Genomic DNA, 12,473 nt, shown 5'->3' on the forward strand with positions numbered 1-12,473 from the left:
AAATCTTACTGATTGCCTGTTTATTTATAACCAGTTTATTCAGGTTATTCTTCATGCTAAACATGTTTCAGCTTCTAATCTTCGAAGGAGACTTTGAAACTCCCGTTGCTGTTTATTAATTGGTGAATATATGTTTAGAAAATAAGGATATCTAAAGTTTTAAGACAATAAAGTAACTCCTAAAATCACCACGATAAAGTAACCTACAATGGTAAAAGCTCCCGCATAATCCTTAACTACGCGCTGTCCAAATAACAACATCAACAAGGTAACTGCGGCCAAGACGTTCGCATAAAGTGCTATTTCGGTTTGTCCGCTGCTTATAATATAGAATATTCCAACTAAGGCCATAATCCCAGCTATTACTTCTACGACCAAAATTATGCCAACCATTAAAGGTACTTGCCCTGCAAGAAAAGTTTTAGAAAAATGTCCCTTCAGCCATCCAATATTACCTTTCCAATCGGTGATTTTATCTAAGCCAGATTGCAAAAAAGTAATTACTATAAATAAAAGGATAAGGATCTCTGTAATATAATTTGTAATGTTTTCCATAGGTTTTTTTAAGCTACTTTTTTATGAATTAATCTTGTGAGTTTAATAGACAGATCTGTAAGAATTATCTTTGCATTCCCATTTCTTTCTATGTGGTAGATAGCATCTTCAATTTCTGAAGTGATCCCTAATATATTTGCTCCTGTTATATATGGAGAAAATTTTTCTAATTTAAAATTGGCAGTTTTAGGCTGAATATAAACTAGTCCTTCTGCCTTATAATTATAAAGTAAGGCTTGGCGAAAAAAGTCTAAACAATAGTGTAAAAAACTTTTTTGTGTTTCTCTTCCCGAAGCAGCTATAGTATCGCTCCATGAGATTAGCTCTAAAATGGAGGCTTTATTTCCCTTTGCCTTAAAGGCTGTTCTAACCCAGGTAATAAACCAATTTTCAAATTGTTCATCTCCAGAATCATTTTTTAATATATGTTGTGCTTGAGAATAGCTTCCATTTGCCTGTACCGCAATTTTCTTTGCAGATAAAGCATCTACTTTGGAAGTTGCCATCAATTTTTCTTCAATAACAGTTTCAGAAAGAGGTGGAAATCTTAAAATCTGGCAACGAGACTTAATAGTTTGTATTATTTGCTCCTCGTCTTCAGCAATAAGTATAAAAAGTGTCTTATTTGGCGGCTCCTCTATTAACTTCAACAATTTATTGGAACAGGCAGTATTCATTTTATCTGCCATCCAGATCAACATTATTTTATAACCGCCTTCATAGGATTTCAATGATAGTGATTTCAAAATATCCTGAGCTTCATCTACCCCGATTTGACCTTGCTTATTTTCTATTCCTATTTCCTGATACCAGTCGAACAAACTTCCATACGGATTCTTATTAAGGAAAGTTCTCCAATACTCCATAAAATGATTGGAAACTGGATGCGTTTTTATCTTGTCGTTTGTGGCTACCGGAAATGCAAAATGAAGATCTGGGTGTGATAAATGATTGAATTTTAAGTTACAAGCAGTATTCCCGGTATTATTCTCAGAATTTGTGTTTCCACACAATACATATTGCGCATAGGCAATAGCCATTGGTAATAATCCACTCCCATGATTGCCCACAAATAATTGCGCATGCGGAATACGGCCCCGGTCTGCCGTGGTGGTTAAATGATTTTTAATATGGGGTAAGCCTAAAACTTCAGAAAAGAGCATGGGCAAAGATAAAATTAATCTTCACTTTATATCTTTAGAAAAATTTATATTTGTAGTATACACATTGCTTATGAAAACAATAGACGACTACAATTTTAAAGACAAAAAGGCACTTATTCGGATAGATTTCAACGTTCCATTAGATGACGAAGGAAATGTAACCGACAGTACCAGAATAGAAGCCGCTAAACCTACCATAATTAAAGTTTTAGAAGATGGCGGAAGCGTTGTTCTAATGACACACTTGGGAAGGCCTAAGAATAAAGAAGCTAAATTTTCTTTGCAACAAATTGTTTCTAAGATTTCTGAAATAATGGGTGTGGAAACCAAATTCGTTAACGATTGCGTAGGTGATGTTGCTGAAAATGCAGTAAATGATCTTAAACCAGGCGAGATTCTTTTGCTTGAAAATTTAAGATATCATCAAGAAGAAACAGAAGGAGATTCTGGCTTTGCTAAGCAATTATCCAACCTAGGAGACATATATGTAAATGATGCCTTTGGAACAGCTCATAGAGCCCATGCTTCAACAACAGTTGTAGCTAAATATTTTGAAGAGAAATGCTTTGGCTATCTTTTAAAGCAAGAGATAGAAAGCTTAAATAAGGTGTTGAATTCTGCTGAGAAACCTGTTACTGCAATCATTGGTGGTGCTAAAGTATCTTCTAAGATCACGGTTCTGGAAAATATTTTGGACAAAGTAGATCATTTAATAATTGGTGGTGGAATGGCTTTTACCTTTATTAAGGCTCAAGGCGGAAAAATAGGAAGTTCTCTCGTAGAAGACGACAAGCAAGAACTGGCTTTGGAGATCTTGAAAAAAGCTTCTAAAAAGGGAGTGGAAGTACACTTGCCGGTAGATTCTATTATTGCAGATAGTTTTTCTGAAATGGCAAATAAAGATGTTTGCCCTATAGATGATATCCCGGAAGGATGGATGGGACTGGATTCAGGTCCAAAATCTGTAGATCTATTTTCTGACGTTGTTTTAAAATCTAAAACGATCCTTTGGAATGGACCGATTGGAGTTTTTGAAATGGAAGCTTTTGCTGAAGGAACCATGAAACTTGGACAAGCTATTGGGAAAGCAACTGCAAATGGAGCATTTTCACTTGTAGGTGGAGGAGACTCTGTAGCCGCAGTGAAAAAATTTAATTTGGAAAATGATGTGAGTTACGTTTCTACCGGTGGTGGTGCGATGTTGGAAATGCTAGAAGGGAAAACACTTCCTGGAATTAAGGCAATTTCTGAGGACTAAGTAAGAAATTGAAATATTAAACGTTTCTGTACCATAGATGTAGAAATATGAAAAAGATAATCACCATTTTAATGTTGTTCGTTTTTTTTGGCTCCATGGGTCAGAAAAATCCAGTAAAAAACAACCCGAAACCAACAAATAAGGCTGAAAAGGCGAATTTTAGAGTTCAAGTTTTTAAAAAATCTGATAGTGCTAAAATAGAATTAAAAAATCCCGATCCTGAATTCAAGGATAGATTACCAATTTCAGCAAAAATAAATAAGACTAGTATTAAAGATCTTAAAGATCTACCTCATGCTGCTGTTATAGATTCGGTATGGAAGAAGGAACTTTTAAACTCAGATCTTTACGAAGAAATGCAAGATGAGATCCTAAAGCAGGATTATTCTGAAGTTGTATTTAAAGAATTACCCACAGATACTCTAAAAGCGAGACTCGCAAAATTAAATGCGCGGACGCCTTTTAATATTGAATATAATCCAATTCTGGAGAGTGTAATAAAATCTTATCTTAAAAGGAATAAGAAATCTATGGAACGCCTCATGGCGTTAAGCGAATATTATTTCCCGATGTTCGAGCAGCAATTAGATAGGTATGATGTTCCTTTGGAGATAAAATATCTGGCCATAGTAGAATCTGCACTTAATCCTCGAGCAAAGTCTAGGGTTGGAGCAACTGGTTTGTGGCAATTTATGTTCGCTACGGGCAAAATGCAGGGCTTAGACGTGAGTTCTTATGTAGATGAGCGCATGGATCCTATAATGGCTACGGAAGCAGCTGTAAGATATCTAGCGAGTTTATACAAGACATTTGGAGATTGGGACATGGTGTTGGCTTCTTATAATTCTGGCCCTGGAAATGTAGCCAAAGCAATCAGAAGGAGTGGAGGTTCTACTAATTATTGGACATTAAGAAGCTATTTACCACGGGAAACCGCAGGTTATGTTCCTGCTTTTCTAGCGACACTTTACTTATTTGAATATGCAAAGGAGCATGATTTCCAGCCAAACGGACCAGAAGTTGCCTTTTTTGATACAGATACGCTACATGTAAAACAAATGCTCACTTTTGACCAGATCAACAAAGTATCTGGTGTAGATAAAGAAATGTTACAGTTTTTGAATCCTAGTTATAAATTGGATATTATTCCTTTTGTGGAAGATGAAGCGTATGCGCTAAGATTACCCAGAAAAAATGTTGGCATATTTGTAAATAATGAAGATGCTATCTATAATTTCGCTAAAACAGAATTAGCTGAAAAAGAAAAGGAACTACCTCAATTTTTAGAGGCCGAAGATAAAGTAAGGTACAGAGTTAAAAGCGGAGATTATCTTGGTAGAATAGCTAGTAGATATGGGGTAGGAGTAAGCAGTGTTAAAAAATGGAATAATTTAAGAAGTAACAACCTTAGAGTGGGTCAATATCTAACCATCTATCCTAGAAAACCTGTTGAAATAACAAAGAGCACGGTGAGTAGTTCTAAGCCTGCTACCCAGGCTAAAACCTATACCGTTAAAAACGGAGATTCACTCTGGACTATTTCACAAAAGTTTCCAGGAATTACGGTACAGAATTTGAGAGCATGGAATAGGATGTCTAGCACATCTCTTAAACCCGGAATGAAGTTAAAGCTTTCCGGAAGCTAGTATTAATTAAATTATAATTATGAAGAATTTTGTATTCCTAAGTTTATTTATCTCCTTGTTATTTACTGGATGTCAAGATTCCGAAAGTAAGAATCCTATACTTTTAGCTACTTCTTCAGGGAATATCAACAATATCTCTGTAGTTATTGAAAATGAGATGTGGGAAGGTTCTGTTGGAGAAGCACTTAGAAAATCTTTAGCATCTCCTGTAGATGGATTGCCTCAGGAAGAACCTATTTTTTCCCTAAATCAGATGCCACCAGAAGCTTTTTCTGGTTTTGTGCGTAAGAATAGATTGTTTGTGAAGATTGAAAAAGGTGAAGCTGGGAGATTTAAAATTTTCAATGATCCTTTTGCCCACCCACAAAAAGGAGTTGTAATTACCGGGCAAGATTCTGATGAGATTATCGAACAGATCAATAAAAATTCAGAAGAAATTATTAAAACCCTTCGAAATATTGAAATTAAAGAAAAGCAAAGAAGGATCAATAAGTCATTAAAAGAGGACGAAAAGTTAAAAAACAAACTAGGAGTATCACTTAAATTTCCAACCGCTTATAGGTATGCGATGGAAAATGAAGAATTCTTTTGGCTCCGGAAAGACATCCCTAAAGGTAATATGGAGATTTTAGTATATGCCGTGCCCCTTGATCAAATTGATAGAGATACCAGCGTAATTGCCAATATTATAAAAATGAGAGATTCTATTGGGAAAACTTATATTCACGGTGCTTTAGAAGAGAGATATATGATTACAGAAGAAGCTTACGCTCCTTACTTATTTGACTCTGAAATAGACGGGAAGTTCGCTTTTGAAACGAAGGGAACGTGGGAGATGAAGAATGCTTTTATGGCCGGACCCTTTATTAATTATGCCGTTAGAGATAGTGTTAACAATAGATATATCATTCTGGAAGGATTTACTTTTGCTCCCGCAACAGCCAAACGCGACAATATGTTTGAGTTGGAAGCAATATTGAAATCGGCAAAAATAGACTAAAAAAAGGCCCAATTTTAATTGGGCCTTTTTTAGGATATTATAAGAAATTTATTTTTTGTCTTCAGGAATTTTTTTGTCTCCAGGGGTTTTATTGTCTGTGTCATCATCATCCTTAGAGGCATCTTTAAATTCTTTAATACCACTACCTAATCCTCTCATTAATTCAGGAATCTTTCTTCCTCCAAATAATAATAATATCACAATGACGATTAAAATTATTTGAGGTGCGCCTATCATTAAAGGTAAAAACAATGCGTTCATAATTAAAAAATTTTTGTTACTACAAACTTAGCAAGAAATCATTAATATAAACGTTTATGAGCATTAAAATAGTATAAATTTAACTTTATGCTATCTTTGTAATAGCAGCATAAATTATGTCTCAAACAAAAGAAAACAATAAAAAATTCAGTAAAAAGTTACTTCATAAATACAGATTGGTTGTATTAAATGAAGACACTTTTGAGGAGCGTCTTTCATTTAAGTTAACTCGATTAAATTTATTTGTAGCAATTACTTCTAGTGCTATATTGTTAATTGCCTTAACAATCTTCATTATAGCTTTCACAGGATTAAGGGAGTATATTCCTGGATATTCTTCAACAAAACTGAAGAGACAGGCCACAGAATTAACTTATAAGACAGATTCCCTACAAACGGCTTTGATGTTAAATAATCAATATTACGAATCTATAAGAAAAGTGCTTACCGGAGACCTGGAAATAGGGCATCTCAATAGAGATTCATTATTAAATACCCAACAAATAGATTCAGAATATATAGATCTATCGCCTTCAAGGGCAGATTCTTTATTGAGAGAAGAAGTGGCTTTAGAAGATAAATATAATGTTCTTCAAACAGCTGGTTCTAATATAGAATTCGCATTATTTCCACCAGTTAAAGGGCCAATTACCGAAGGCTATAATGTTAAAACAAGACATTATGCAATAGATATTGTGGTCGCTAAAAACGCCCCTGTTAAAAGCGTAGCAGATGGGCGGGTGATCTTTGCTGAATGGAGTTCCGGAACTGGATATGTGATTATAATAGAGCACAATTACGGATTGCTTTCTGTTTATAAGCATAATTCGTCACTAACAAAAGAACAGGGAGATTTTGTGAAATCTGGAGAAGTGATCGCTGCGGCAGGATCTGCCGGAGAACTCACAACAGGCCCACACCTACATTTTGAATTATGGAATGAAGGGAATCCCGTAAATCCAAAAGATTACATTGATTTTGATTAAATTTTTATGTCTATAAAATCCATAGCTGCAAAGATCTTTGCAAAACACATTCGCAATAAAATTAATAAGTGGGCCTCTAATCCAGAAGCTACACAAAAAAAAGTTTTTAAAGAACTTTTGGAAAAAGCGAAGGACACCCAGTTTGGTTTAGATCATCATTTTAAAAACATCAATAATTATAAAGAATTTGCATCTAATGTTCCCGTTCGCGATTATGAAGAACTCAAGCTGTATGTAGATAAAATGGTAGCAGGAGAAGAAAATATACTGTGGCCTGGAAAACCACTTTATTATGCCAAAACTTCTGGGACCACAAGTGGTGCAAAATATATTCCTCTTACTAAGGAATCTATGCCCACTCATATTAACGCGGCTAGAAATGCCATTTTATGCTATATAGCCGAAACTGGGAAGTCTAAATTTGTGGACGGAAAAATGATCTTCTTGCAGGGAAGCCCAGAGTTAACAGAGAAGAACGGAGTGAAACTGGGCAGATTATCTGGGATCGTTGCACATTTTGTCCCTTCGTATCTTCAGAAGAATAGGTTACCTAGTTTAAAAACTAATTGCATTGAAGATTGGGAAACAAAGGTAAGTGCGATAGTAGGAGAAACAAAAGATGAAGATATGACCGTGATAAGCGGGATACCATCTTGGGTGCAAATGTATTTTGAAAACCTTCAGCAGACCACAGGAAAAAAGGTGGGAGATTTGTTCAAGAATTTCGATCTGTTTATATATGGCGGAGTAAATTACGAGCCCTATCGCGCTAAGTTTGAAAACTTAATTGGAAGAAAAGTAGATAGTATAGAACTATATCCTGCTTCTGAAGGGTTTTTTGCTTTTCAAGATAAACAGGGAGATAAGGGAATGTTACTTCAATTGGATTCCGGAATCTTCTATGAGTTTATTAAATCTGAAGAATTCTTTGACGAAAAGCCTAAACGATTAACTATAGGAGAAGTAGAAGTAGAGGTAGATTATGTAATGATCGTTTCTAATACAGCTGGTTTGTGGGGTTATAATTTGGGAGATACAGTTCAGTTCACTTCAGTAAAACCATATAAATTGATTGTTTCTGGGCGGATAAAACATTTTATTTCGGCATTTGGAGAGCATGTTATTGCCAAAGAAGTAGAACAGGCAATGCAAGAAGCAACTTCAAAGACGGGAAGTAGAATCACAGAATTTACGGTAGCTCCGCAAATCACTCCAGAAGGCGAGCAGTTACCTTATCATGAATGGTTCGTAGAATTTGAAAAAGAACCTAAGGATTTTCAGCAGTTTTTGGAGATCTTAGACCAATCTATGCAAGAACAAAATTCTTATTATTTAGATTTGATAGAAGGCAAGATCCTTCAAAAATTAAAAATTAAAAAAATTCCCGAGAATGGATTTCAGCAGTATATGAAATCTATTGGAAAACTGGGAGGACAAAATAAATTACCAAGACTCTCTAACGACAGAAAGATCGCAGAGGTTTTGGAAAAAATATAAAGCAATAATATATGGTGAATTTGAAATTGATGGGAAGAACCCGGGCGCAAGAAAGTACTAATGCAATAGAGCGAATGTATATAACCATGCGACATTTATTTAATCGCGGATTTTACAAACCCATGGGGATTTCTGGAGAAACCCTAAGGGAATCTTTGCTCACATTAAGACCAGAAATCTACGGAACTATTGCAGAAGAAAAAGTAGAATTAGACGGACTATTATATGTGATAGAGCGGCTTCCTGTTGGAATAGAACAGTGTAGATTCATCAATCTTACAAGTGACGAGGGCTATGCGAACTCTCATTTTACGCCAATTGTTCCACCAAAGAGAAGAAGAAATTGTTATAGAATAGATGAAGAGCAAATGAATATTGAGGTAACTCGGGGAAGATCTGAGATCTATGATATTCTTACTCACCTAACCTTTCTGTTTATAGAATCACATAAAATTATGCGACGCGTAATTATAGACGAAGAAGGAAGTGTTACACGAGATTGGATGAAGCTGGAAGCGGCGGTTTTAAAACCTAGCTTAACTCAAAATGAGAGAGAAATAGCACTTACGCATACTGCCAATATTCTGGGAAGAACCTTTAAAGAGGTTACTACTATGTATCCTAAATTTATGATCCCTGAGAATGAAGAGCGTTTTCTGGAGATAATTTATTGGTTAGGGAAACTGGCAATGGACGAGACCATAAATAACAATAAGAGAATTGTAACCTTTAGCCCTGTACTTAGAGAGCGTTTAGGGCACCATATACATGGGGAGATCTGGGCAGATTCTATCAAGCAATATTTGGTGGAGAATAATTTAATGTATAGGCCAATTCATATTATCAGTGCGAATATGCACAGTGTTATGAATACACTTTTTAGCCCAATTGCTTTAGAAGAGGAGTTAAAGGAAAAGAAACCAATGCAAGTTTATGAGGAGTTGAGTAATAGCGGTAATGGCCAGCTTAGAAATAAAGTAATGAAAGTTGCTTTAGAAAATGGTATGAAGTTTATTGAAGATGCCAGCGGAACCAATATTGACGTGCAGGTATTTGATACTGCAAAGATCAAAGACGGTTATAGAAGTCCGAATTTTAACAATAAGTCTATAAATGACAAACCAGTTATAGTTGTAATGGATTATGCTTTTGGAGAACAAGCCTATGAAACTATGGATGAACTACTGAAACCATATAGATATGATGACAATGAGATTCATTTGAATGTAGATTCGGTTTCTATTATGGGTAAAGCAGGAATTTTAGATGGAGGAAAAGGTGATATCATGATCCCTTCAGCCCATTTATTTGAAGGAACAGCAGATAACTACCCGTTTTATAATGAGCTCAAAAAGGAGGATCTTGACGGGAATGGCATAAAGGTCGTAGATGGCTCTATGATCACAGTCCTTGGAACATCGCTTCAGAATCGTGATATCTTAAAATTCTTTCAGGAATCTACATGGGATGTAGTTGGATTGGAAATGGAAGGAGTACATTATCAAAAAGCAATTCAATCTGCTTCCAGATTGAGAGGGAATATTAAAGAAGATGTAAAAGTAAGATATGCTTATTACGCTTCAGATAATCCGCTTGAGACAGGGAGTACATTAGCATCTGGTGGTTTAGGGACTACCGGTGTAAAGCCAACTTATTTGATCACCGAAAAAATATTAGAACAAATTTTTAATTCATAGTTTAATGAAGTTTGAAAACACCCCTCTAAAAGATTGTTTTATTTTAACATTACAGGTATATCCAGACCATCGGGGTATTTTTTTAGAGAGTTATCACAAAAAGAAATTTAATGAAATTACAGGCTTAGATCTGGAATTTGTCCAGGATAACCAATCGGTATCTAAAAAAGGGGTATTACGTGGTTTGCATTTCCAATCTGGTGGGTTCGCTCAGGCTAAACTCGTTCGTGTAATTTATGGCGAAGTATTGGATGTTGTAGTAGACCTAAGACCAGACTCTCCAACATTTAAAGAGTCTTATAATATCATTTTATCCGATCAGAATCAGCATCAATTATTTATACCTCAGGGTTTTGCACATGGATTTATCACCTTGTCTGAAACTTCTGTTTTTTCTTATAAATGCGATCGGTTTTATTATCCGGGCTCAGAATCTGGAATTATCTATAATGATCCGGATCTTGCAATAGATTGGAAATTTCCGGAGGATGAGTTAATTCTGTCAGAAAAAGACACTAAATTACCAACACTCAAAGAATTATTTTCATGAAAACGGTATTGGTAACGGGCGCATCTGGACAATTAGGTAAGTGTATTCAAAAAATTGCGGCAAAAGAAGATACGATCGATTGGCTATTTATGGACTCTTCAGAAATCGACATTACTTCAACTTGTGACCTAAGTATGTGCTTTGGAAACAAACAAATAGACTATTGTATTAATTGCGCTGCCTATACTAATGTTGAAAAAGCCGAATCTGATAAGGAAAAAGCTTTCAGTATAAATGCTGAAGCAGTAAAAAATTTAGCTGAAATCTGCCGAAAGCATAAAACGGTGCTTATTCATATCTCTACAGATTATGTTTTTGATGGCACCAATACTGGCCAATATAAAGAAGAGGATAAAACAAATCCAATTAACGTGTATGGCGCTTCAAAATTAAAAGGGGAGCAACACATCCAGAATACAATTGGCTATCATTTTATTTTTCGCACCTCTTGGTTGTATTCTGAATATGGGCATAATTTTTATAAGACCATTTTAAATAAAGCTGCAGAAAATGCTACTTTAAATATAACTACTGCTCAAAAAGGGACACCTACCAACGCAAATCATCTTGCTGAACTACTAGTTCAAATCATAAAGGAAGAGAATGAAAACTATGGTTTATACCACTATAGTAATGCAGGGGAAACTACCTGGCACGGATTTGCAAAAGAGATCTTAAGACTTTCCAATAAATGTGACGAGGTTATTTTAAATGAGGATAATTCTTATAAAACTATTGCAGAAAGGCCTGAAAATAGCGTTTTAGATAAAACTAAATTAAAGACCAATTTTGAGGTAGAAGTGGCCTCATGGCAGGACGCCGTTTTAGAATTATACAATAATAATTAGATAAAGATTTTAGATGTCTAGAAGGATATTAATAACTGGAGCGGCAGGGTTTTTAGGCTCTCATCTATGCGATAGATTCATAAAAGAAGGTTATAAGGTAATTGGGATGGATAACCTGATTACTGGAGATATGAAAAACATCGAACATCTTTTAAAGATGGAAAACTTTGAATTCTATCATCATGATATCACAAAATATGTACATGTTGCTGGAGAACTAGATTATATTCTGCATTTTGCCTCTCCGGCAAGCCCAATAGATTATTTAAAAATACCAATTCAGACTTTAAAAGTAGGCTCTGTTGGAGTATTGCATCTACTTGGTTTAGCTAAGGAGAAAAATGCGCGAATTTTAATCGCATCGACATCAGAAATTTATGGAGATCCTTTGGTGCACCCACAAACTGAGGATTATTATGGGAATGTGAATTCCATAGGTCCACGCGGGGTGTACGATGAAGCAAAACGTTTTCAGGAATCCATGACTATGGCCTATCATCGTTTTCATGGCTTAGAAACTAGGATTGCCAGAATCTTTAATACCTATGGCCCAAGAATGAGATTAAATGATGGTCGGGTAATTCCTGCATTTATCGGCCAAGCATTAAGGGGAGAAGACCTTACTGTGTTTGGAGACGGTTCTCAAACTCGTTCTTTTTGTTATGTAGATGATCAGGTAGAAGGAATTTTTAGATTGCTTTTAAGTGACTATTCAGATCCGGTGAATATTGGTAATCCCGATGAGATTACTATCAGAGAATTTGCAGATGAAATAATTAAACTCACCAATACTAATCAAAAGATAGTTTGTGTGCCTTTACCAGAGGACGATCCAATGCAACGTCAACCTGATATTACTAGAGCTAGGGAGATCTTAGGTTGGGAACCTAAAGTTTCTAGGGAAGATGGGATGAAGATCACCTACGATTACTTTAAAAACCTTACTAAAGAGGAATTGTTTAAAAGTGAGCATAAGGATTTCGCAAAGCACATAAGACGCTAATAACAGCTA

At 35.5% G+C, this 12,473-nt stretch carries 12 protein-coding genes; 9 read left to right on the forward strand and 3 right to left on the reverse strand.

Going from position 1 to position 12,473, the window contains the following annotated elements:
• Window positions 1-159: 159 nt before the first annotated feature.
• A complete protein-coding gene (locus H033_RS0102195) occupies window positions 160-555 on the reverse strand; it encodes a hypothetical protein (RefSeq protein WP_026836872.1) in 396 nt (131 codons plus the stop codon).
• Between the two features lie 8 nt (window positions 556-563).
• On the reverse strand, window positions 564-1,718 hold the full coding sequence (locus H033_RS0102200; protein ID WP_026836873.1) for an ATP-binding protein: 1,155 nt from the start codon (window positions 1,716-1,718) through the stop codon (window positions 564-566).
• 70 nt (window positions 1,719-1,788) lie between these two features.
• Between H033_RS0102200 and H033_RS0102205 the strand changes: the two genes are divergently transcribed.
• The 3 genes from H033_RS0102205 to H033_RS0102215 are packed head-to-tail and all read left to right on the forward strand — an operon-like array spanning window position 1,789 to window position 5,622.
• Window positions 1,789-2,976 (forward strand): phosphoglycerate kinase, encoded by a 1,188-nt coding sequence (locus H033_RS0102205; protein ID WP_026836874.1) that lies wholly within the window; start codon window positions 1,789-1,791, stop codon window positions 2,974-2,976.
• 47 nt (window positions 2,977-3,023) lie between these two features.
• Window positions 3,024-4,622 carry a lytic transglycosylase domain-containing protein gene (locus tag H033_RS0102210; protein ID WP_026836875.1) on the forward strand — a complete coding sequence of 533 codons (1,599 nt, stop codon included), beginning with the start codon at window positions 3,024-3,026 and terminating at the stop codon, window positions 4,620-4,622.
• A 19-nt stretch (window positions 4,623-4,641) separates the two neighbouring features.
• Window positions 4,642-5,622 (forward strand): DUF4837 family protein, encoded by a 981-nt coding sequence (locus tag H033_RS0102215; RefSeq protein WP_026836876.1) that lies wholly within the window; start codon window positions 4,642-4,644, stop codon window positions 5,620-5,622.
• A 48-nt stretch (window positions 5,623-5,670) separates the two neighbouring features.
• Here the strand turns inward: H033_RS0102215 and tatA are convergent, their stop codons facing one another.
• The gene (tatA, locus tag H033_RS0102220) at window positions 5,671-5,883 is read right to left on the reverse strand and encodes a twin-arginine translocase TatA/TatE family subunit (RefSeq protein ID WP_026836877.1); all 213 of its coding nucleotides are present in this window, start codon (window positions 5,881-5,883) and stop codon (window positions 5,671-5,673) included.
• 116 nt (window positions 5,884-5,999) lie between these two features.
• Between tatA and H033_RS0102225 the strand changes: the two genes are divergently transcribed.
• The 6 genes from H033_RS0102225 to H033_RS0102250 are packed head-to-tail and all read left to right on the forward strand — an operon-like array spanning window position 6,000 to window position 12,464.
• Window positions 6,000-6,869 (forward strand): M23 family metallopeptidase, encoded by an 870-nt coding sequence (locus H033_RS0102225; RefSeq protein ID WP_026836878.1) that lies wholly within the window; start codon window positions 6,000-6,002, stop codon window positions 6,867-6,869.
• 6 nt (window positions 6,870-6,875) lie between these two features.
• Window positions 6,876-8,366 carry a GH3 auxin-responsive promoter family protein gene (locus H033_RS0102230; RefSeq protein ID WP_026836879.1) on the forward strand — a complete coding sequence of 497 codons (1,491 nt, stop codon included), beginning with the start codon at window positions 6,876-6,878 and terminating at the stop codon, window positions 8,364-8,366.
• A gap of 11 nt (window positions 8,367-8,377) precedes the next feature.
• On the forward strand, window positions 8,378-10,063 hold the full coding sequence (locus H033_RS0102235; RefSeq protein WP_026836880.1) for a DUF6909 family protein: 1,686 nt from the start codon (window positions 8,378-8,380) through the stop codon (window positions 10,061-10,063).
• A 4-nt stretch (window positions 10,064-10,067) separates the two neighbouring features.
• A complete protein-coding gene (gene rfbC, locus H033_RS0102240; RefSeq protein WP_026836881.1) occupies window positions 10,068-10,613 on the forward strand; it encodes a dTDP-4-dehydrorhamnose 3,5-epimerase in 546 nt (181 codons plus the stop codon).
• Window positions 10,610-11,461 (forward strand): dTDP-4-dehydrorhamnose reductase, encoded by an 852-nt coding sequence (rfbD, locus tag H033_RS0102245; protein ID WP_026836882.1) that lies wholly within the window; start codon window positions 10,610-10,612, stop codon window positions 11,459-11,461. The genes rfbC and rfbD overlap by 4 nt, the downstream gene beginning before the upstream one ends.
• Window positions 11,462-11,474: 13 nt before the next feature.
• Entirely contained in the window at window positions 11,475-12,464 is a 990-nt protein-coding gene (locus tag H033_RS0102250) for a UDP-glucuronic acid decarboxylase family protein (RefSeq protein WP_026836883.1), read from the forward strand.
• The last annotated feature ends 9 nt before the right edge of the window (window positions 12,465-12,473 follow it).

The organism is Gillisia sp. JM1, assembly GCF_000424645.1.
GTDB lineage: Bacteria > Bacteroidota > Bacteroidia > Flavobacteriales > Flavobacteriaceae > Gillisia.

Coding starts and splice junctions, on each gene's coding strand:
- H033_RS0102250 (WP_026836883.1), top strand. CDS start 11,475: ATGTCTAGAAGGATATTAATAACTGGAGCGGCAGGGTTTTTAGGCTCT.
- rfbC (WP_026836881.1), top strand. CDS start 10,068: ATGAAGTTTGAAAACACCCCTCTAAAAGATTGTTTTATTTTAACATTA.
- H033_RS0102230 (WP_026836879.1), top strand. CDS start 6,876: ATGTCTATAAAATCCATAGCTGCAAAGATCTTTGCAAAACACATTCGC.
- H033_RS0102225 (WP_026836878.1), top strand. CDS start 6,000: ATGTCTCAAACAAAAGAAAACAATAAAAAATTCAGTAAAAAGTTACTT.
- tatA (WP_026836877.1), bottom strand. CDS start 5,883: ATGAACGCATTGTTTTTACCTTTAATGATAGGCGCACCTCAAATAATT.
- H033_RS0102235 (WP_026836880.1), top strand. CDS start 8,378: ATGGTGAATTTGAAATTGATGGGAAGAACCCGGGCGCAAGAAAGTACT.
- H033_RS0102200 (WP_026836873.1), bottom strand. CDS start 1,718: ATGCTCTTTTCTGAAGTTTTAGGCTTACCCCATATTAAAAATCATTTA.
- rfbD (WP_026836882.1), top strand. CDS start 10,610: ATGAAAACGGTATTGGTAACGGGCGCATCTGGACAATTAGGTAAGTGT.
- H033_RS0102205 (WP_026836874.1), top strand. CDS start 1,789: ATGAAAACAATAGACGACTACAATTTTAAAGACAAAAAGGCACTTATT.
- H033_RS0102215 (WP_026836876.1), top strand. CDS start 4,642: ATGAAGAATTTTGTATTCCTAAGTTTATTTATCTCCTTGTTATTTACT.
- H033_RS0102210 (WP_026836875.1), top strand. CDS start 3,024: ATGAAAAAGATAATCACCATTTTAATGTTGTTCGTTTTTTTTGGCTCC.
- H033_RS0102195 (WP_026836872.1), bottom strand. CDS start 555: ATGGAAAACATTACAAATTATATTACAGAGATCCTTATCCTTTTATTT.